Origin of the sequence: Amphibacillus sediminis NBRC 103570 (genome assembly GCF_001552275.1) — a bacterium.
In the GTDB taxonomy this organism is placed as follows: domain Bacteria; phylum Bacillota; class Bacilli; order Bacillales; family Amphibacillaceae; genus Amphibacillus_B; species Amphibacillus_B sediminis.
Genome location: NZ_BCQW01000004.1, coordinates 108,320 through 130,300 on the forward strand (window position 1 = coordinate 108,320; position 21,981 = coordinate 130,300).

Below are 21,981 nucleotides of genomic sequence, written 5' to 3' on the forward strand. Positions count from 1 at the left end.
TGCCCCTAACCCACAAAGCTAAGAAGGAGGATTACAATGAATAATAAATTATATCTTGCCTATGGCTCCAACCTTAATCTAAAGCAAATGGCCGACAGATGCCCCACAGCGAAGGTGGTAGGAGCAAGCCAAATCAATGACTACCGCCTATTATTTAGAGGGGCACACGCGGGCGCTGTGGCGACAATCGAGCCTTTTGAGGGTGGCAACGTACCAGTTTTAGTTTGGGAGATTACACCGACCGATGAAGCGGCACTTGACCGTTACGAGGGGATGGCCGTTCCTTTATCGCAAGGAAACAATAAAAGTGAAGTTGGGAGGCAAAACCGTCAAGGCAATGGTCTACATCATGAATGATGGTAGACCGCTTGGACAGCCGAGTTGTTATTATTACAGTACAATTTTAGAAGGCTATAAGAGTGCGGGCTTCGATGTGGAAATCCTGCGCAAAGCTACAACTGATTCAATAGAATCGGAGGAGGTAGCCAATGAATGAGATAATTAAGCAACAAATCCTTTCCATCCGAGAAAGTGGAGTCACAAATATGTTTGATGTGGACCGAGTACAGTATGAGGCAAATGAACGAGGGTTTTATGAATTGGTAGTCTATTTAATAGACCATAAAGCAGAATATGCCCATTTCATACTGACGGGTGAAGTGGATAAAAAGAAATAACTAAATCTAAATAGGATAGAGAAAAGGGCTTCATCTATAGGATTGAGGCTCTTTTCTTATGTCCTTTTCCATAAAAGGGGCGGTGTTTATGCGGAAACTGAAGAAATATAAGCCGACCGCCTTTATAGCTGAAGGGTCATATTACGATAAGGACGCTGCTGATTACGCTGTGGCTTTTATCGAAGCACTCTCCCATACGAAAGGTTCATGGGCAGGCAAGCCTTTTGAACTTATCGATTGGCAGGAGCAAATTGTCCGTGATTTATTCGGTATCTTAAAACCTAATGGATACCGGCAGTTTAACACGGCTTATATAGAAATACCTAAAAAGATGGGAAAAAGCGAGCTTGCAGCAGCAATCGCACTTCTCCTCACTTGTGGAGATGGTGAAGAACGAGCAGAGGTATACGGTTGTGCCGCAGATCGCCAGCAGGCATCAATTGTATTTGAAGTAGCAGCCGATATGGTGCGGATGTGTCCAGCGCTGAATAAACGAGTGAAGTTGCTGGCTTCAACTAAACGACTGGTGTACCTGCCGACCAACAGCTTTTATCAGGTATTGTCGGCTGAAGCCTATTCAAAACACGGCTTCAATATACATGGTGTTGTTTTTGATGAACTTCATACTCAGCCAAATAGGAAACTATTTGATGTTATGACAAAAGGGTCTGGTGATGCGAGAACCCAACCGCTATATTTTCTTATCACCACTGCAGGGACGGATACCCAGAGTATCTGCTATGAAACACACCAAAAAGCGGTTGATATTATTGAGGGCAGAAAATACGATCCTACTTTTTATCCCGTAATCTACGGTGCCAAAGAAGAGGATGATTGGACTGATCCTAAAGTATGGAAGAAAGCAAATCCAAGCTTAGGAATTACAGTAAGTATCGATAAAGTTAGAGCCGCTTGTGAAAGTGCAAAGCAGAACCCTGCTGAGGAAAATAGCTTTCGACAGCTGCGTCTGAACCAGTGGGTTAAGCAATCTGTCCGTTGGATGCCAATGGCAAAGTGGGATGCCTGTGCGTTTCCAGTAAAACCAGAGAGCCTTGAAGGTAGAGTATGCTATGGAGGACTTGATTTATCCTCTACCACTGACATTACAGCCTTCGTGCTGGTGTTCCCACCGGAAGATGAAACAGATAAATATACCGTTCTCCCGTATTTTTGGATGCCGGAGGATAATATTGACCTCCGAGTGCGACGAGACCACGTGCAATACGACCTTTGGGAGAAGCAAGGCTATATTTTAACCACCGAGGGAAATGTAGTCCATTATGGATACATTGAAAAATTCATTGAAGAACTGGGGGAAAAGTACAACATTCGAGAGATTGCTTTTGACCGCTGGGGCGCTGTTCAGATGGTGCAGAACCTTGAAGGGTTAGGTTTTACTGTAGTTCCCTTCGGTCAAGGTTTTAAAGATATGTCACCACCTACAAAGGAACTTATGAAACTGACATTAGAAGAAAGAATAGCACACGGCGGGCATCCAGTACTACGGTGGATGATGGATAACATCTATATAAAAACAGATCCGGCTGGAAATATAAAACCGGACAAGGAAAAAAGTACAGAAAAAATAGATGGAGCAGTGGCAACTATTATGGCACTCGACCGCGCCATCCGCTGTGGACCAGGTAATAGTGGAGACTCGGTGTATGACGAGAGAGGTTTAATAATTCTATAAATTTCGATGATTGTTTGTGGTGTAATTCTTTCAATTTGGAGGTGAGGCCTATGAATTTATTAAAAGGACTGTTTCGTTCAAGGGACAAACCGCAAAACCGTGTGGGTAGCGCATTTTCCTTCCTATTCGGCGGTACATCATCTGGCAAAACAGTAAATGAGCGTACTGCAATGCAAGCAACAGCGGTGTATGCCTGCGTAAGAATACTAGCTGAAGCTATTGCTGGACTGCCACTACATGTATATAGATATCGTTCTGATGGAGGTAAAGAAAAGATTCCGTTCCACCCTTTGTATTACCTTCTTCATGATGAACCAAATCCAGAGATGACTTCATTTGTGTTTCGAGAAACACTGATGAGTCATCTTTTACTTTGGGGCAATGCTTATGCACAGATAGTTCGAAATGGTCGTGGCCAGGCAATTGCGCTTTATCCCCTACTTCCTAACAAGATGGAAGTAAGTCGAGCATCAAATGGTGAACTGGTTTATACCTACTACCGGGATACAGACGAAAGTGGCCTAAATCCAAAGGGAGGCTATGTCACACTTCGCAAAGATGATGTACTTCACATACCAGGCTTAGGCTTTGATGGACTCATTGGCTATAGCCCTATTGCTATGGCAAAAAATGCAATCGGTATGTCACTTGCTACCGAAGAATACGGTGCGGCATTCTTTGCTAATGGAGCCAATCCCGGCGGTGTGCTGGAGCACCCAGGAGTAATTAAAGACATACAGAGAGTCAAGGATAGCTGGAATAGTGCTTACCAAGGCACAGCTAAGGCACATAAAATCGCTGTATTGGAAGAGGGCATGAAGTTTCAAGCCATCGGTATACCTCCAGAACAGGCTCAGTTTTTAGAAACACGGAAATTTCAAATCAATGAGATTGCGAGGATTTTCCGTGTGCCTCCCCATATGGTGGGAGATCTTGAGAAATCTAGTTTCTCCAATATCGAGCAGCAGTCTTTGGAGTTTGTAAAATACACTCTCGATCCGTGGGTGGTGAGATGGGAGCAAAGTCTCCAGCAATCGCTTATTTTGCCTTCTGAGAAAACATCAGTATTCATCAAGTTCAATTTAGATGGTCTGCTGCGCGGCGATTATCAAAGCCGAATGAATGGCTATGCTATCGGGCGGCAAAATGGCTGGATGTCAGCTAATGATATCCGTGAATTGGAGGACATGAACCGTATCCCAGCTGAGGAAGGTGGCGATTTATATCTGGTTAACGGAAATATGACGAAATTGGCTGACGCAGGAGCGTTTGCCAAAACCGAAGGAGGTCAGTAAATGAAGAAGTTCTGGAATTGGGTGCGAGATTCTGATGAAGGGCGCACTCTCTATTTAAATGGAGTGATATCCGAAGAAACGTGGTGGGGTGATGAGGTCACACCTAAGATGTTCAAAGATGAACTGCTGGCTGGCACCGGTGATATTACAGTGTGGATTAACTCTCCTGGCGGGGATGTGTTTGCAGCAGCTCAGATTTACAACATGCTTATGGACTATACAGGAAAGGTCACTGTAAAAATTGACGGGCTTGCGGCAAGTGCAGCTTCCGTTATTGCAATGGCGGGTGGAGATGTATATATGTCGCCGGTATCCATGATCATGATTCATAACCCTTCGACCATTGCCATCGGTGATAGCGAGGAAATGCTGCGAGCTAAAGCTCTACTAGATGAAGTTAAGGAAAGTATTATTAATGCCTATGAGTTAAAGACTGGTCTTTCTCGAACAAAGCTTTCTCATCTGATGGATGCAGAGTCATGGATGAATGCAAATAAAGCCATCGAACTGGGTTTTGCAGATAAGATCATGTTTATGGAAAATGAAACACCGGATTTGGCAGATAGCCTTATCTTTAGCAGGATGGCGGTTACTAACTCACTTATTAGCAAACTACCCAAAAAACAAAAACAAAAGACAGGTACACCTATAGAGTCGCTGGATAAGCGGCTTTCTTTAATTTCTCACTAATTTAAAGGAGGAAATACAATGAGTAAAATTCTTGAATTGCGCGAGAAACGCGCTAAGGTTTGGGATGCGGCGAAGGCATTCCTTGATTCAAAACGTGGCGGTGATGGATTGTTATCCGCAGAGGACACACAAACCTATGAAAAGATGGAAGCTGAAGTTGTAGCACTTGGTAAGGAAATAGAACGTTTGGAACGTCAGGCGGTTATTGACTTAGAACTTTCAAAAGCCACTAGTAGCCCTATTACAAACACACCGTCCAAACATGCTGAAGATAAGACAGGACGTGCGTCTGCAGAGTACAAGAAAGCATTCTGGAATGCTATGCGTACTCGTGCAGGGGAAGGTCTTGATGTAAACGTAAGAAATGCCCTTCAAATCGGTACAGACTCCGAGGGTGGTTATCTTGTGCCTGACGAGTTTGAACGTACCTTAGTAGAGGCTCTTGAGGAAGAGAACATTTTCCGTTCACTGGCCAATGTTATCAATACATCTTCTGGTGATAGGAAAATTCCTGTTGTAGCTACAAAAGGTACTGCTTCTTGGGTGGATGAAGAAGGCACTATCCCAGATAGCGATGATAGTTTCGGACAGGTTTCTATAGGAGCTTACAAACTCGCTACCATGATCAAAGTTTCCGAGGAGCTTCTTAACGATTCTGTGTTCAATCTTGAAGCCTACATCTCTAAGGAGTTTGCAAGGCGTATCGGTAACAAAGAGGAAGAAGCTTTCTTTACCGGTGATGGATCTGGAAAACCGACAGGTATCCTTGCTTCTACAGGTGGTGCCCAAATTGGTGTAACTACTGCAGGTGCTACGGCAATCACTATGGACGAGGTTCTTGATCTGTTCTATTCATTAAAGGCACCTTACCGTAATAAGGCTGTATTCGTTATGAACGACGCCACTGTAAAAGCAATCCGTAAACTAAAGGATGGTCAAGGACAGTACCTATGGCAACCTTCCTTACAGGCAGGTACACCGGATACTATCCTCAATCGACCATTGTATACTTCTGCATATATGCCAACTATTGCTGCAGCTGCGAAGAGTATCGCATTTGGTGATTTTAGTTATTACTGGGTAGCTGATCGTCAGGGTCGTGTATTTAAGAGGCTTAATGAACTTTATGCTGTTACTGGCCAAGTAGGCTTTGTTGCAACTCAGCGTGTGGATGGAAAATTAATTCTACCTGAAGCCATAAAAGTACTTCAGCAGAAAGCTTAATGGAGGTGCGTTATGAGCTATAACACTAAGAATTATACCGAACAAGGCGGAGAAAAAACTGTTATAGGCGGAACACTTGAAATCAAGGAAGGAGCCTCGGTAACGGGGCTCTCCGCCAATCCGCTTCTCGTGGCAACAGAGGAGACTCTCGGTGGTGTAAAAGCCGCAGCTGCTGATGAGGGTGATACTGTCGAAATCAAAATTGGTGAAGATGGTAAACTGTATGCTCCAACATATCCTACCGATGCTACGGAGTCAGTCTCTGGGCTGGTAAAAATGGCTGCTAATCAAGCCGACAGCATAGCCGAGGATACAGCCACTCTTGTCACGGATTTTAATGCTCTGCTCGCTAGACTAAAAGCGGCTGGGTTAATGGCTGCAGACGAAGAATGACCGGAAGGAGGCGGACGGCATGACAACTGATAATCTTCTCCCTAAAGTAAAAGCAAATCTGATCCTGACGCATGACGCAGACGATGGACTTCTGCTGCATTACATCAAAGCCGCCGTCTCTTATGCGGAAAGTTATCAGCATGTTGCTGAGGGTTATTACACTGAGAATATTATGCCCCCAACTACTGAACAGGCAGTAATCATGCTGTCGAGTCATTTCTACGAAAGCAGAGATGGCTCGACGGCTGGTTTCTTCGCCGATAGCGTACAAGCGGGGCAGCAGGTTTGGAACACAGTGAACCTACTACTTCGGTTAGATCGTGAATGGAAGGTGTAGCCTATGAGTTATGGGAAAATGAATACCTTTATCGATATAGTTTCCGTTGAAAACGATAAGGATAGCGAGGGCTTTGGTACACTCAGTGACACTATTATTGCCTCGGTTCGTGCGTATAAGGAAGAACGACATGGTAATGAGAAATGGGCAAACAGGGCGGTATTTTCTGAAGCAACCGCTCTTTTTTGTTTTCGAAGGATCCCTAGTATCCATGTGACAACAAAAATGGTCATTGTAGATAGTGATGGGCGGTATGAAATTACCAGTGTAGAAGATGTAAAAGGCCGAGGAATGTATATTGAGGTTTTAGCAAAAAAGGTGGTGGCATCGAATGGCTAAAATGGATGTAAGAATGCCTGAGGACTTTCTTCTTAAGGTATCTAAATTGGCTGAGCAAACTGATGTGATTATCCCAAAGGTACTAGAAGTTGGTGGCGAAGTTGTGCTTGATAAAGTCAAAGATAATCTACGCTCTGTTGTTGGAAAGGGAACAAAATACCCATCCAAATCCACGGGAGAACTTGTATCCTCCCTTGGTGTTACTTCAGCAAAACAAGACCGTAGAGGTAATTATAATGTCAAGGTTGGGTTTTCAGAACCGAGAAGCGATGGTGGTAGCAATGCAAAAATTGCTAATATCATTGAATATGGTAAACATGGGCAACCTGCAAGGCCATTTCTAAAACCCGCAAAATCTAAATCAAGAAAGCAGTGTGTGGAGGCCATGACTGCCAAACTGGAGGAGGAGATTAACAGTCTATGAGTATATTATTGGAACTAAATAGAATTGTGGATGGTCTAGGTATTCTTGTGGAAACGGGTGTGTTCAAGGACAAAGCCCCTGATGAGTATGTTGTTATCACACCTCTTTCGGATACCTTTGATGTTCACGCAGACAATCGTCCACAGTATGAAATACAGGAAGCACGGCTTTCGTTATTTAGCAAAAATAACTATCAAGTACGAAAGAATCAGCTTGTCCGTGCGTTCCTGGATGCAGACTTTACCGTGACGGATCGTCGTTATATTGGACATGAGGATGACACGGACTACCATCATTATGCCATTGATGTGGCAAAAGAATATGAATTACAGGAGGTTTAATTATGGCAACGATAGGACTTGACCGTCTCTATTATGCTCCCATTACAGAGGACGAAAACGGAGACGAAACCTACGGTACGCCCGTTATGCTGGCAAAGGCAATCTCCGCAGAGCTATCCATTGAGCTTGCGGAAGCTACCCTTTACGCTGATGACGGAGCGGCAGAGATTATAAAAGAATTCAAAAACGGAACACTCTCCCTTGGTGTGGATGACATTGGACGTAAAGCTGCTGAGAGTCTCACAGGAGCAACTACAGATGATAATGGTGTACTTATTTCAGCTAGTGAGGATGGAGGAAGCCCTGTTGCTATCGGTTTTCGAGCGAAAAAGGCAAATGGACATTACCGCTACTTCTGGCTATACAGGGTAAAGTTTGGTGTTCCTTCAACCAACCTGGCTACAAAGGGAGATTCTATCACTTTTTCTACACCAACCATTGAGGGAACTGTATCGCGCAGAAATAAATTAGATGGAAATGGTAATCATCCGTGGAAAGCGGAGGTCAATGAAGATGATGAAGGAGTTTTACCAGCTACTATCAGTGGTTGGTATACGGAAGTCTATGAACCTGTTTTTGCTGTTTCTGGCGGAGGTGAATAAGGATGGATAACGATAGAAGTGCAACGATAAATATTGGCGGACAGCAACATGAGCTTATCCTCACGACCAAAGCTACAAAAGAAGTCGCCCGTCGCTATGGTGGTTTGGAAAATCTGGGAGACAAATTGCTGAAATCCGAAAACTTTGAGATGGCTTTGGATGAGATAATATGGCTTATTACTCTCTTGGCAAACCAATCCATTCTCATTCACAATCTTAAAAATAAAGAAGCTCCAAAGGATGTGTTGACCGAGGATGAGGTGGAACTGCTCACCTCACCACTAGAACTTGCAACATATAAAAGTGCCATTACAGAAGCTATGTTCAAAGGAACAAAGAGAAATATTGAAAGTGAAGATAACTCAAAAAACACCGAGGCCGAGTAAGTGATGATGAATTGTTTACTCGGCTTCTTTATTACGGAACAGTGCATCTGAACCGTACTGAGGAAGAAACATGGCTCACACCATTAGGGCTTCTCATGGACTTGTGGGATTGTCATCGCCAGTTCTTGGGGCTTGCTAGCCGGAAGCGAGAACTCTTCATTGAGGATATTATTCCCGAAGGATTGAATTAGAAAGGAGGGCATTAACGTATGTCTGATAATTTTGGCTTAAAGATTGGCATTGAGGGAGAAAAAGAGTTTAAGAATGCCCTTCGTGATATCAATCAATCCTTTAAGGTTCTAGGTAGTGAGATGAAACTCGTGTCCTCGGAATTTGATAGAAATGATAAAAGTGTTCAGGCGATAACCGCTCGAAATGAAGTTTTGAACAAAGCCATTGAAGCACAGAAGGATAAAATCTCTACACTGGAAGCCGCTCTAAAAAATGCTTCTGAGAGCTTTGGCGAGAACGATAGACGTACACAAAATTGGGCTATTCAGCTGAATAATGCAAAAGCCCAACTTAATGATATGGAACGAGAACTAGAAGAGACAGCTGATGAAGCAGATGATCTTGGAGAGGAACTTGAGGATACAGGTAATATTGCAGATGAGACTGGTAGCAAGTTTGAGAAGCTGGGCGGTGTCCTTAAAGGTATCGGTGTGGCGATGGGTACAGTTGCTGTTGCCGCAGGAGCTGCTGCGATTAAGCTTGGTAAAGAGGTAGTTGCTCAGTTCGGAGAGTTAGAACAGAACCTCGGTGGCTCTGAGGCAGTATTCGGTCAATATGCCGCATCAATTCAAAAAGATGGTGAAGAGGCTTACAAAAATCTCGGTGTTTCCCAAAGTGAGTATCTTGCTACGGCAAACAAAATGGGTGCATTGTTCCAAGGCTCTGGCATAGAACAGCGCAAAAGCCTTGAACTGACAGAAAAAGCTATGCAACGAGCAGCGGATATGGCATCTGTAATGGGTATTGATATGCAAGTGGCACTGGACTCAGTAGCAGGAGCAGCAAAGGGTAATTTCACCATGATGGATAACCTTGGTGTTGCTATGAATGCTACCAATATCGAGGCCTATGCACTGGCAAAAGGCCTAGATTTCACTTGGAATACAGCTACACAAGCAGAAAAAGCTGAAGTCGCAATGCAAATGTTCTTTGAAAACACAGAGCAATATGCAGGGAACTTTGCACGAGAGTCAACAGAAACCGTCACAGGTTCGCTTGGTTTACTCCAAGCCGCACTCGGCTCGTTTACAGCAGGACTTGGCAATGCTGATGCAGATATGACGAATTTGACACAGAATCTTGTAGATGCATTTCAATCGGTTGTTGCTAATATTGTCCCAGTTTTAGAGAATATCGTAACTGCATTACCTACGGCAACAGGTGCGATATTATCAGCTGTGGGAGACTTGCTTCCTATGCTTCTGAGGACTGTTACGGAACTGTTTTCTCAAGTACTGGGGGCAATTCTGAGTCTTTTGCCAGAACTCATACCAGCCACTGTTGAAGCTGTAATGACGATTGTTGGGGCATTGATTGATAATCTTCCACTCCTAATTAATGCTGCAGTGGAACTGGTCACTGCACTTGTAGAAGGCATCGGGTTGGCTTTACCAAAACTCATACCAGCAACAGTTCTTGCTGTAACACAGATTGTACAAGGATTAACTGACAACTTGCCAATGGTACTGGAGGCAGCCTTTCAGCTTATTATGGGGCTTGCCCAAGGTCTAGTTGACGCTATTCCGCAGTTAATTGCCGCATTACCCGCCATCATTACCGCTTTAGTTGACTTTATTATTGGTTCCATTCCGCAGATTATCGATGCAGGTATACAGCTTTTGGTTTCACTAGTTGAAGCATTGCCGGAAATCATTGCAGCAATAGTTGCTGCAATCCCACAGATAATTGATGGTTTAGTTAAGGCGATACTTAGCTCAATCCCCCAAATAATTGATGCCGGGGTGAATCTGTTGATTTCCTTAATTCAAAATTTACCACTCATCATCACTACTGTGGTGGCGGCGATACCTAAGATTATTACCTCGCTTGTCAATGCAATTATTGGCAGCATCCCACAGATAATTCAGGCGGGTATCCAACTTTTAGTATCACTGATTAAAAACCTACCTACTATTATCGTAGAAGTTGTCAAAGCTGTCCCACAGATAATCGTAGCTTTAGTTAAGGGTTTTACGGGTTCAATTGGGCAGATGGCTCAAGTTGGTGGCAATCTTATCAAAGGTCTATGGCAAGGGATCTCTGATGCGGGAGCATGGCTCTGGGGGAAAATATCTGGTTTCTTTGGTGGTGTGGTGGATAAAATCAAAAACTTCTTTGGTATTCGTTCACCTTCTGCACTTTTTGCAGGACTTGGTGACAATATGGCACAAGGGCTTGGTCAAGGTTTTGAGAAGACGATGGCGCAGGTTGGTGAGGATATGCAAAATGCTATCCCCACAGACTTTAGCACACCAGGTATAAACCTTAGAAGTTCTATCAATGGGTCAGTCGGTACTGGGGGTTTTGGTGGTTCGCTTATCACCATACAGCAGATGATAGTTCGATCCGAGGACGATATCCGCAGGATTTCACAGGAACTGTATAACTTGATGGAAACCGGATCGAGGGCACAAGGACGATTCAATCCCGCTTAAGGAAGGAGGATGAAAATGGGGTTCACATTTAACGGCATATCATCGCAATCAATGAATATAAATGCTAGGCTTACAAACTGGCAAGCATCGCCCTCATTGAGAAATTCCTTTGTAACGATACCTGGCAAGCCTGGTATTGCTGACTTTGGTAGCGATAGTGCAGAAAAAATAATCACAGTTCATTGTAATGTCTACCCACAATATAAATTTTCTAAATTGGTATCTGTTATGGATAACCTTGCTGATTGGCTGAATCCTGAACGTGGGGTGCAACAACTTGTGTTGGACGATGTACCTGACCGTTATTTCATTGCCCGTCTGTCAGAAGCAGTAGACTGTGACAGACTCATTCTTTCAGCCGGTGCATTTGATTTGAAATTTGTTTGCCCAGATCCCCATGCCTACGCTTTAACGGATGAAACCTATACCATAACAGCCGAGGGAGAAAATATCGTTACAAGGCTAAAAGGCAATGCCGACTCCGAACCAGTGTATTTGATAAAAGGAATAATTCCTTCAGGAACAAACACATATGCTTCCATTCAGACTAACAATGAAGAAATTCGTGTTATTGGTCCTTTGTATGATGGTGAAACATTAATAATTGATACAGGAAAGGTCACAGCAAAGGTCGTTGATACTAGTGGTGAGACACTACGTAACGGCCTACCGCTTATGCAAGAACTTAATTTTCCTGTGCTTCGTAAGGGTAACAATACTGTGACGATTACTCCTGTAGGGGCGGATTTTATGGAGCTTAAAATACAAGCAAAAAGCCGATGGAGGTGATGTAAATGGCAATTAAATCAATATTGACATCACAAACTGACTTTACGGGTGAGTTTCCTGTAAGCGAGAATACACTTGCTCTTTGGCGATTCAATGAGTCTGGACCCGACTCCGATGTTAAACTTGTCGATGCGAGTGGTCATGGTCGGCACATCGCTATATCGGGCTGGTCTGGCACATCGGCAAGTCTCCCAAATGGTCGCTATGGACGTTTTTTTCGCCAGAATATTGTTAATCCGACATCAGAGAAAACCTACTTGATTGCAAAGAATGATGGTACATTTTTCTCCAATTTAGGCGATAAAATCGCAGTAGGTGGATGGATAAACCCAACTACCTACTCTGTAGGACAGACATTTATTCCGCTGTTTAATACAAGACAAGGTCCGGGTCAACCTATTCTATACTTGTCCCTGTACCAAGGCAGACCTCGAATGATGTTATATAACTCTTCTGGTTCACTGATCCTCGACCAGAGTGAAACACCAAGTTTTAACATGGTTAATGGTGGATGGTACTTTATTGCAGCAATTATTGAAGTGAATGCCAAGGCATCGCAGTTTATTCTATGTAACCGAGCAGACGGAACGGTCTGGATTGCACCCAAACGGACATTCACGGGAACATTAAATCCATCTTGTACAGCAGACATTGTGATTGGAATGCATGCAAATCAGTATTATTATGCAGGTGGATTTGATGATTGGTTTATCGAAGTGAATTCACAGCTTACAATTGAGGATTTAGAACGCCATTTCAAACAGTCATTGCTTGCCAATGGCGGTGATACTAGTGGTGCGATTGATGCTATTACAGAACCTGGTGTGGTAACTCTCCTCAAAGATAATAACAACAGATATCCTGAAGTTGGGCAACTTACGACTATAGCTGCAGAATGTTCTCTTGCGGGTAGTGGTCGAGTGTCTGTAACTTCGGAGTATACAGCAGGCGTGACTTCTATTTCTACTATAGAGACGGCTACGTCAGACGATTTGCAGGATTGGTCGGCGTGGCAGGAGGTGGGTTCCAACGGTGAACTGATTTCTCCAAACCGTAACTTTATTCGTTATAGGATTACACTTACAACTATTGATCCCTTGGTTACACCGAAACTTTTGGATATCACACTTCACGACATACCGAAAGCTCCATATGAAAAACTGGGTTTTGCTAGACCTGTCGTGCTGGACGAGAATGGCGCATGGGAAGCAGTACTTGAAAATGCATATGACATCATCGTAACGGGAGAGATTAATGGCGCAGATACTTTGGAATTCAAACTGCCATGGAATGATAGTAAACGTGTATATTTAGATAATGAAAAACAGGTTCAGGTTGCATATGACATTTATCGCATAAGGACACTGACAGATGAAAAAGGAGCAGATGGAACAGGGATTCTGACCACCGTATATGCGGAAGCAGCATTTTATGATTTGACCTTTTCAGATGAAAAACAGCCGCGAGAGTTTAATGCCGATTTACCCTCTGTTCCAATGAGTTATGCGTTGGAAGGCACAGGATGGTCTCTTGGTGTAGTTGATGTCACTACCAAACGGACATGGCAATGCCAAGAGAAGAATGCATTGGCCATACTCAGAATGACGCAACAGATTCACGGTGGAGACTTAGTATTTGATAGTCGAAACCGTCTTGTAAATTTACTTACATTTAGTGGTAGAGATAGTGGTGCATTATTTGCCTATAAGAAAAACCTTACAGGTATCAAGAGGGTTGTTGATACCCGCTCTCTGGTGACAAGGCTATATGCCCATGGTAAAGATGGCATGACCTTTGCCACGATCAATAGTGGCAAGGAATATGTAGAAAACTATGAATATTGCAATGAGGTGCGGGTTTCAACACTCGATCTTTCGAATTTCACAAATCCTTATCAAATGCTTGAGTTTACGAATATGCGACTCGCAGAATTTTCAAAGCCCCGTGTTTCCTATGTGCTATCAGCGATGGATTTGTCTGTGCTGACAGGTTATGAGCATGAAAGGTGGTCACTTGGCGACATTGTGACGGTGGATGATAGAGATTTGAATCTTACTATCAAAACAAGGGTTGTTCGCAGACAATACAATCTTCAGGAGCCATGGAAAACTGTACTTGAATTATCATCAAAACTTCGTGAACTTGGGGATACGTCTTCTAGCATTCTCGCTGATCAGCTCGGCCAAAGCAACCTCATTGGGCAGGAAATTAAAGATATGGTGCCGTTTAACCATCTGCGTAATAGTAGAGCAGACGATGGCTTTGCTTATTGGCAGAATTCAGGTTTTGAGGTGGACACTGAAAAAGGTGTGACAGGTACAGCTTCATTTAAAGCGGTAGGTTCTGCAACCTCTACAAAAAGTATGGCTCAAACAGTATACCCTGCATCCCGCCGTAACTACACCATATCAGCACAAATAGGATCAGAAAATCTCCAAAAAGGTATAGATGGACAAGTGGGTATCGAGGTAGTATTTGAGTTTGAAGATGGAACTACTGAAACGAGATTTATTGACCTGTTTTAAGAAAGGATGGTGATTGATTTGGCTGTATTTCAACAAATTGCTCGTGATGCAACACCTAAAGGGTATGGGAAGCTTCACTCTATCACCATTCGGTTGGTAGTTTCAAACTGCACGGGAGAAGTATATTTCACTGACATTATGCTGCAGGCAGGTTCTATAGCCACTGGCTGGGTCGGTCATGTATGCGAAATCAAGTGGACGAACGACGGGTAGGTGATGGCTATGCAGGAAAGTAATTTTATACGTTTTGCGGAAGTCATAAAAGTAAAATCAGAAAAGCGTATAGTTAGTATAACTGTGCGTCCCCTTATTACCAACTGTACGGGTTCGATTTATTTCACCGACCTACAACTTCAGGAGGGTGACAAGCTGACAGGATACACGCTACACACGGAAACGTTCCTAAAGCATTCGCCTAATCCGGTACGTTTCCACAATGGTGTAGTCCGTAGTGGAGACACAATCATTATTTTTAACCTCGGAGAAACTTCAAGCGGGCTAGATTGTTATATCTACCCCCTGCAAGCTATGGAAGCTGGCAGTATTCAGCTTTCACAGGGGATGGGTTCACATAAGGTAAAATTTGATTCAGAGGCTTACCCAGGTGATGAATTTGCACTAAAGGCTTCAACAAGAGAGTGTTTGAGAAACGGCTATCCCACGCCGAAGCATGGATTCTATCAATACACAGCTGCTACTGATAGTAAGCACCAAGTGAAGCTACAAGACAGAAAATCTGCTAGGGTATATTTCGAATACAAAGAAATGCTGAAAGGGGATCTGCGTCCATGAAAGATTATATTAAGGGTAAACGCTGTATGGTATGGTCCTTCATGGGCAATGCTCGGATGTATCAGGCTTTGAACGATTACGGTGCCCGCTTAGATACTGTTGGTATTTTCACTTTTGAGGTAGACATCACAGGCACGATAATGGAAACAGGTACTAGCGTTTCTTCCCTTACTCCATATCGTACAAAGTGGCCACATATCAAATGGTTACTTACCATTATGAATCATGGGACAGAGAGCATATTTACGGCTCTGAGAAATAACGAAGGTGGTGCAAAGTCGAAATTCCTCTCAGAAATAGTACGTATTATGAACAAATACCCTTGGTGTGCAGGTGTAGATATCGATTTAGAGCGCGGTGGTGGATTTGAGAACCGTGCTGCCGCAAATGCTCTATTCGCTGATATATACTCGACTGTTAAAAACTATGATTCATCAAAACTAGTAAATATCTGCTTACCTGGAATGACGGGTGTGCAAGGCTCGGTTGGTGGAGAAAATTGGTGTGTTTATGCCGACCTTAACGATTATTGTGATACGGCAGCAATCATGAGTTATGGCATGGCATGGGCAGGTTCAGCTCCAGGCCCAGTATCACCAAGGAGCTGGCTTGAAGGTATCTACAATTATGCTATTACAGCTATGTCACCACAAAAAGTATATATGGGTTTACCTGGTTACGGTTGGAATTGGCAGATTTACGACTATCCATCCAACCTAGGTAAGACTTATCGCGGTACATCGAACACTTACTATGCAGCTAAGAACTGGATGACTGGGGTGTATAACTTTACAAATGATCAGCCTCCACAACCATTTATCCCAATCATTTCCTACTGGGATGATCACGATAAAGTACCATGGGCGCTGCCACATGTCTACGATTATATGGAAGGCTGGGATGCAGTATCACGAGAAGCTCCTATTATTGCTGAAACATATAATCGGCGAAAATATCTTACTTGTTATGGGAAAACACAAAAGTCGGAGTTTGGAACTATATATGTTAACCGAGATGGTGAACCAGACAGCTACACAGATGGTGTTGTGGTTGGTAATGGAATGATCACTCTTTCGTCAAGTGAAGGTAAAGCGGAGTACAACTTTACAATTGACAAATCAGGTACTTATGATGTAGTTGTACAGCTTTGCTTTCCGTTCTGGGATAAGAATGGTATCACAATTGCAATTGACGGTACAGTGGTTAGCTACTCAGAGAATCGTCTGTGGTGGCCATACTGGAGGAAAACTTTCTGGGCAGAACTTGCCACTAATGTAAATCTCCTAGCAGGAACACATAGCATCACGATTGAAGGTGGTGTAGTTGGTACTCAATTTTATGGTTTCCGGGTTTGTTCTAATTTTAGTGAATATCCTTCTGCTGGAGAGGCAACCTTCAGTTTATCTCCACGAAGCTTCAAAGACGTAAATGGTAACATGGCTGTTCCCGACAAAGGGTTTAAGCTTACTACAGAGGTTTTGCGCCGTAAGCCGGATTCAGCGTTAGCTTGGTATGAAGACTTTAGAGATCCCGTCATCCTGCCAGAAAGCTACTGGCAGACGTTATCGGGGAGTTGGAGTGTATGGCAAAATCCTGATGACAATGGCAATCGCCCGTATTCTCAGCTTGAAGGAAGTGGTCAGCTTGCCTGGAAATACGACAGCTTTAGTGATGTGCATATTCGTGCTAGAATTGCCTTTCCTATGAGCGGTAGCGGAAGAGCAGGAGTGTTTTGTGGGAATGTGTTTTGTTGTATCAACATTGATGCCCAACAAGTGGAGCTTTACCAAGGCTCTACATTACTTGGTAGTTATCCGGCAAGTTACTATAAGACTTCAGATGCTGACATCCGCACCAATCCGAATATGTATCTCATTGAAATGAGGAAACGTGGAAATAAGGTGCGTGTCTACTCTGGGAATTCCAACACACTTCGTTTTACTGCAAACATCTCAAGTACGGGTGGCTATTGTGGGATTCAGTCCGATGGGCATATAAAATGTGAACTTCTCCGCTTGGGAGATGCATGGACTTATGAACCTTACGAAGCCTTTGATGTCACCATGCCAGACGGATCACTTATGCAGTATGGCAGAATTGCTAGGAATGGTGTAACTTGGGATAGTAAGTTTCATGTATTTACTCTTACAGCTGATGTAGAGGAAGCCTCCACCAGAAGTGAGGATATTTCCATGGATTATGACTTTTATCATAGTAATCTCTTGCAGATACCATGCAATGCAGATTATACAGCGAAGGTTATACCAAAGGATATAAACGTCTGGATATCTCGGTTGTTTCTCGGTGATGCAGATGGCTTTTCAATTTTGTACTATCAAGATGTGGATTCACTGGTCTACTGGTCAAACGAAGCGGCTTATCGTTGGGACCTACGGGGTATTGCTATCTGGTCATTGGGACAGGAAGATATGCGGCTATGGGAAGCTTTGCCAAAGCAAATATAGAGGAAAAATAAACTATAAAAGTATACGCTTGCCTATTTCGGTTGGCGTTTTTTTATGTAATCAAAATGATAGGAGGTTAAGATAATGAAGGAAATTTGGAACTGGATTCAAGTGACATTTGCTGTTGTTGGTGGTTGGCTCGGATATTTTCTCGGAGGATGGGACGGATTTTTATATGCTTTACTTACTTTTGTTGTGATTGATTACATCACAGGTTTGATGTGTGCTGTGCTTGATAAGAAACTATCCAGCGAGGTAGGCTTTCGCGGCATATTCAAGAAAGTACTCATCTTTTCATTGGTAGCAATCGGTCACATTATTGATAAAAACGTTATTGGAGATGGCTCTGTTATACGAACAGCGGTCATATTTTTTTATCTTTCAAATGAAGGCATATCCATACTTGAAAATGCTGTTCATGTTGGTCTGCCTGTACCACAGAAACTCAAGGATGTATTAGAGCAGCTTCACAACAGAAGTGAAAAGGAGGACTATAAATGAATCTACGTAAATTAATACTTACGAACAATGCCTGCTACAAAGCAGGCAAAACTATAACACCAAAGGGTATAATGGTTCACTCAACAGGGGCTAATAACCCGTGGTTGAAGAGATATGTTGGTCCGGATGACGGTTTGCTCGGAAAGAATCAATACAACAATCATTGGAATCAGGATAAACCCGGAGGTCGTCAAGTTTGTGTCCATGCTTTTATTGGAAAATTAGCAGATGGCTCCGTTGCCACCTATCAAACATTACCATGGAATCATCGTGGTTGGCATGCTGGAGGAGATGCGAATAATACCCATATAGGTTTTGAAATTTGCGAGGACGGTCTAACCGATGCCTCGTATTTTTCTGCTGTTTATAAGGAAGCAGTAGAGCTTTGTGTACATCTTTGCAAACTCTATGGACTAAGTGAGAAGGATATCATCTGTCATAGTGAAGGCTATAAGCAAGGTATAGCTAGTAACCATGCGGATGTTATGCACTGGTTTCCTAAGCATGGGAAGACCATGGATACCTTTAGAGCAGATGTTAAGAAACTTCTAAGCGAAGAAGAAAAATCAGCAGAATCAGCGAAAAAGAAATATTACCGTTTACAAATTGGGAGCCCTTCCCATAAAAATGGCCGAAGTAGACAGCCATAAATTATTAAAGCATTCTGAGTGTGTACAGGAAGAAAACTTTGACTAAATCCATCCATCAATATGAAGTGAAGACTCATGTGGCAATTAAAAGTAATATTTACACATAATAAATGCCCTCCAAACTTATGAGCCTAGAGGGCAAAGGTATTTGAACAGGAACGCTTCCCACCAAACTCACGTTTTTTTCATATGGCGGATATTAGCTATTTTATTGGTTTATCGTAGCACGTAGCAGAAAAGCATTGGTTTAGGATTCTTTTATTCACTTTTTATATTTTCATTTTTTTGAAAGATATGTCCATATCCTTTGACAAAAACTAGTACTACAAGGAGACTAGATAAAATATCTGCTATTGACTGTGCGAACCAAAGACCATTTGTTCCAATTAATCTCGGCAAAAAGCAAATAACTAATGTTAAAATAATGGCTTGTCTTGTTATATTTATGAATACTGCAGTTTTAGCTCTATTCGTTAATGACATAAAACCGGAACCGAATGTTGGAATAACAGCAAATGGAAGTAAAAGCATGTACTTTGTAAGACCAACAAGCGTAATGTTCGCAAGCTCTGAATTATGGTTAAACAGTCCTACTATGGATGTCGGGAATAATAATGTTAGACAAGTACCCGTTCCTAATATAGCAAGCCCTAATATAATAGCTTGAGCCAGAGTCTTTATAACTCGTTTATATAACTTTTTTGCATAATTATATCCGACAATTGGTTGCATTCCTTGTGCAATTCCATAAACGGGCATTAAGAACATAGAGGCAACTGATGTTATAATAGTCATAGCTCCGACCGCTGATTCTCCACCATATAGCCTTAAAGCGTAGTTGCTTACAAACTGCGCAACAGTAATAGAGAGTTGATTGGAAAAGGGTGATAAACCGATAGAAACAATTTCCTTCACTAATTTAGGCTGGACTTTGAAAATTCTCTTTTCAATATGTAGCGTCGTCTTCTGTGTTTTAAAATAAGCTAATCCAAGAATGACCGTTACAAACTGTGACAATACAGTTGCTACGGCTGCGCCTTCTATTCCCATGTTTAATACAGGAATAAACAGAACATCTAATCCAATATTAAGAGCACAACCTGTCAATGTTATAATCGCAGAGAAAGTTGGATTACCGTAAGAACGCACAAGAATTGGCAAGGCAAATCCTAACATGTTAAATACAGTACCTAGTACAATAATTGTTGTATACGACTTTGCATAAGAAAGCGTTTCTCCTTGAGTTCCGATAAAAGCAAATACTTTATTTTGAAAAACAAAAAACAACGCAGTAATTGTTATACCTACCACTATCGAAAGTACAAAGGCATTTCCAAGCGTATTTTCAGCTTCTTCTCGCTTATCTTGTCCTAATTTGATAGAAATATTGCCAGCGGAACCAAATGCAATCATCGCTGATAATGCCAAAATGATCGTAGTGATAGGTACTGTAAGACCTACCGCGTTTAAAGCTATAGCCCCAATATTAGGTATATTTCCAATAAATATACGGTCTATAACAATATAGAAAGAATTTGCGAATAACCCAAGTATGGCTGGCATGGAATATTGTAAGAGTAATTTTCCTACTGGTTTGCTCTCAAGCTCATTAATTTTACTCATATCATTTCTCCTTTTGAAGATATTATAGACATATATAGTCCTTAATTATTGTAAATAAAAATATTAGATGATTCTTAAGCAAAGCATTATAGTTTTTCATCTGTCACTATAGAAATAGTATCAATAAGTTTTTTCTGCAATATGGAATTGTAAGGATATTATAGACATATATAGTCCTTAATTATTGTAAATAAAAATTATTAGATGGTTCTTAGCAAAGCATTATAGTTATTCATCTGCCACTATATAAACAGTATCAATAAGTTTTTTTTTCTGTAAATACTGTTCCATCATGGTTTCAGCCTCATTCATTACCTTTTGTAGAGGACATTTAGATTCGTGTTGCAGACCACATTCAAAAAATGCACCAGTTCCTTCAATTGCCCAAATTACATCCATGAAAGAAATATTTTCGGGAGGTTTTCGTAATGTATAGCCCCCGTTAGCGCCAGATACAGATTCAATCAGCCCAGCCTTAACAAGTTGGGTTAAAATTTTAGATAAATAAGTAACAGACACTTGGAAGCGTTCTGCTAGTACATGTACACTTAACTTTTCGTTTTGCCCCCTTTCAATCATGAATGATATTGTGTGCAAAGCATAATTCGTAGCTTTTGTATATTTCATATTAACACTCCTTAAGGATATTAAAGACTGTATTTATCTATGATAATATCAGATGCCTTTAATTTTGTCAATATTAATTTCCTTAGTTTTATCTACATAGGCCTGAGCTAAACCATGTTTTATAAACAACTTTCAAAAAATGTCCCAAATATAAGGAATCTTCTCCCTTTTTAATGTAAAATTAAGCTATCAAACAAAAATCTTACGAAACAAAAAAGGTGTAGCACTTCTATGCGTCTATTTTGTACTGACTGGCATTGTCCCCCCTTCCCGAATTGACGAACAGAAAAAAACTAATAAACTTAAACGACCACCTGCTTAAAGCAGGTGGATTTTGACATAAATGTCGATGACTAAAGTCATTACTAAAGACTAAAGTTCTTCTGAAAGTCCCTAAGCTCAAGCTCACTCAAAATTAGACTAGAACTCATCCTCTATTTTGAAGATATCATTTCTCTCTTCAGTAAATTGATTAGCAATATAATTTCTTATTATTTCTTCCGTTACATTTCCTACTGTTGCACAGAAGTATCCTCTTGCCCACAGATGTTGTCCCCAATATCTTTTTTTCAACTCTGGAAACTCATCTTGCAACAATCTTGATGATCTTCCTTTTAAGTACTACATGATTTTACTTGGAGCCAAACTTGGTGGACATGAAATCAATAAATGAATGTGGTCTTTCCCTACACTTCCTTGTAAGATGGTAACTCCTCTCGCTTCACAACCTTGCCTGATTAACTCCCTTACTCTCAATGCTATTGGTCCATGTAGTACCTTGTATCTATACTTTGTCACCCAAATAATATGGTACTTGATATCAAATACTGCATGTCCATTTCTGTTGTATCCGTCCATACTGTCACCTCACTACTAGTATGGACATCGAAAACAAAGGCTAAAAGCTTATACCGTCTAAAGCCGGTGGAGTTAGACCACGCA

The 21,981-nt window shown here is 41.9% G+C and carries 22 protein-coding genes and 1 pseudogene; 20 read left to right on the forward strand and 3 right to left on the reverse strand.

The features are described 5' to 3' along the window. Positions 1–36 precede the first annotated feature (36 nt). The 20 genes from ASE01S_RS04810 to ASE01S_RS04910 all read left to right on the forward strand — a co-directional run bounded on the left by ASE01S_RS04810 (position 37) and on the right by ASE01S_RS04910 (position 18,789). Entirely contained in the window at positions 37–357 is a 321-nt protein-coding gene (locus tag ASE01S_RS04810; RefSeq protein WP_245630321.1) for a gamma-glutamylcyclotransferase family protein, read from the forward strand. Positions 358–488: 131 nt separating this feature from the next. Next, complete coding sequence (locus ASE01S_RS04815; RefSeq protein WP_018664388.1) at positions 489–677, forward strand: DUF5049 domain-containing protein; 189 nt, start codon at positions 489–491, stop codon at positions 675–677. Positions 678–765: 88 nt separating this feature from the next. Continuing rightward, positions 766–2,370, forward strand: a complete 1,605-nt coding sequence (locus tag ASE01S_RS04820; protein WP_041700827.1) for a terminase large subunit — start codon at positions 766–768, stop codon at positions 2,368–2,370. A gap of 50 nt (positions 2,371–2,420) precedes the next feature. Next, positions 2,421–3,665, forward strand: a complete 1,245-nt coding sequence (locus ASE01S_RS04825) for a phage portal protein (protein WP_012102986.1) — start codon at positions 2,421–2,423, stop codon at positions 3,663–3,665. Continuing rightward, positions 3,666–4,355, forward strand: coding sequence for a head maturation protease, ClpP-related (locus ASE01S_RS04830; RefSeq protein ID WP_067839158.1), 690 nt, complete (start codon positions 3,666–3,668; stop codon positions 4,353–4,355). 18 nt (positions 4,356–4,373) lie between these two features. Beyond that, the gene (locus ASE01S_RS04835) at positions 4,374–5,579 is read left to right on the forward strand and encodes a phage major capsid protein (RefSeq protein ID WP_012102984.1); all 1,206 of its coding nucleotides are present in this window, start codon (positions 4,374–4,376) and stop codon (positions 5,577–5,579) included. A gap of 12 nt (positions 5,580–5,591) precedes the next feature. Further along, positions 5,592–5,972 (forward strand): head fiber protein, encoded by a 381-nt coding sequence (locus ASE01S_RS04840; RefSeq protein WP_067839161.1) that lies wholly within the window; start codon positions 5,592–5,594, stop codon positions 5,970–5,972. A 19-nt stretch (positions 5,973–5,991) separates the two neighbouring features. Continuing rightward, positions 5,992–6,309, forward strand: a complete 318-nt coding sequence (locus ASE01S_RS04845; RefSeq protein WP_067839163.1) for a head-tail connector protein — start codon at positions 5,992–5,994, stop codon at positions 6,307–6,309. A gap of 3 nt (positions 6,310–6,312) precedes the next feature. Next, positions 6,313–6,648, forward strand: a complete 336-nt coding sequence (locus ASE01S_RS04850) for a head-tail adaptor protein (protein WP_067839166.1) — start codon at positions 6,313–6,315, stop codon at positions 6,646–6,648. Beyond that, a complete protein-coding gene (locus ASE01S_RS04855) occupies positions 6,641–7,072 on the forward strand; it encodes an HK97-gp10 family putative phage morphogenesis protein (protein ID WP_067839169.1) in 432 nt (143 codons plus the stop codon). Before ASE01S_RS04850 ends, ASE01S_RS04855 begins: the two co-directional genes overlap by 8 nt. Further along, complete coding sequence (locus tag ASE01S_RS04860; protein ID WP_067839173.1) at positions 7,069–7,413, forward strand: hypothetical protein; 345 nt, start codon at positions 7,069–7,071, stop codon at positions 7,411–7,413. The genes ASE01S_RS04855 and ASE01S_RS04860 overlap by 4 nt, the downstream gene beginning before the upstream one ends. Before the next feature lie 2 nt (positions 7,414–7,415). Continuing rightward, complete coding sequence (locus ASE01S_RS04865) at positions 7,416–8,015, forward strand: major tail protein (protein WP_044037664.1); 600 nt, start codon at positions 7,416–7,418, stop codon at positions 8,013–8,015. Positions 8,016–8,017: 2 nt separating this feature from the next. After that, positions 8,018–8,401, forward strand: a complete 384-nt coding sequence (locus ASE01S_RS04870) for a hypothetical protein (RefSeq protein ID WP_067839176.1) — start codon at positions 8,018–8,020, stop codon at positions 8,399–8,401. Between the two features lie 209 nt (positions 8,402–8,610). Then, on the forward strand, positions 8,611–11,067 hold the full coding sequence (locus tag ASE01S_RS04875; protein ID WP_067839180.1) for a phage tail protein: 2,457 nt from the start codon (positions 8,611–8,613) through the stop codon (positions 11,065–11,067). A gap of 15 nt (positions 11,068–11,082) precedes the next feature. Beyond that, the gene (locus tag ASE01S_RS04880; protein ID WP_067839183.1) at positions 11,083–11,856 is read left to right on the forward strand and encodes a distal tail protein Dit; all 774 of its coding nucleotides are present in this window, start codon (positions 11,083–11,085) and stop codon (positions 11,854–11,856) included. Between the two features lie 5 nt (positions 11,857–11,861). Continuing rightward, positions 11,862–14,381 (forward strand): phage tail spike protein, encoded by a 2,520-nt coding sequence (locus ASE01S_RS04885; RefSeq protein ID WP_067839186.1) that lies wholly within the window; start codon positions 11,862–11,864, stop codon positions 14,379–14,381. Positions 14,382–14,603: 222 nt separating this feature from the next. After that, positions 14,604–15,173, forward strand: coding sequence for a hypothetical protein (locus ASE01S_RS04895; RefSeq protein WP_067839189.1), 570 nt, complete (start codon positions 14,604–14,606; stop codon positions 15,171–15,173). Positions 15,174–15,199: 26 nt separating this feature from the next. Then, positions 15,200–17,638, forward strand: coding sequence for a glycosyl hydrolase family 18 protein (locus ASE01S_RS04900; RefSeq protein ID WP_217995636.1), 2,439 nt, complete (start codon positions 15,200–15,202; stop codon positions 17,636–17,638). Between the two features lie 84 nt (positions 17,639–17,722). Then, on the forward strand, positions 17,723–18,139 hold the full coding sequence (locus tag ASE01S_RS04905; RefSeq protein WP_067839196.1) for a phage holin family protein: 417 nt from the start codon (positions 17,723–17,725) through the stop codon (positions 18,137–18,139). Further along, positions 18,136–18,789, forward strand: a complete 654-nt coding sequence (locus ASE01S_RS04910; RefSeq protein ID WP_067839199.1) for a peptidoglycan recognition protein family protein — start codon at positions 18,136–18,138, stop codon at positions 18,787–18,789. The genes ASE01S_RS04905 and ASE01S_RS04910 overlap by 4 nt, the downstream gene beginning before the upstream one ends. Positions 18,790–19,047: 258 nt before the next feature. Here ASE01S_RS04910 and ASE01S_RS04915 read toward each other — a convergent pair whose 3' ends face one another. From ASE01S_RS04915 to tnpA, 3 genes and pseudogenes are all read right to left on the reverse strand, one after another. Then, positions 19,048–20,412, reverse strand: coding sequence for an MATE family efflux transporter (locus ASE01S_RS04915; protein ID WP_067839202.1), 1,365 nt, complete (start codon positions 20,410–20,412; stop codon positions 19,048–19,050). 228 nt (positions 20,413–20,640) lie between these two features. Next, positions 20,641–21,039 (reverse strand): RrF2 family transcriptional regulator, encoded by a 399-nt coding sequence (locus ASE01S_RS04920; protein WP_067839205.1) that lies wholly within the window; start codon positions 21,037–21,039, stop codon positions 20,641–20,643. A gap of 420 nt (positions 21,040–21,459) precedes the next feature. Beyond that, positions 21,460–21,897, reverse strand: a pseudogene (tnpA, locus tag ASE01S_RS04925) (IS200/IS605 family transposase). Positions 21,898–21,981 lie beyond the last annotated feature (84 nt).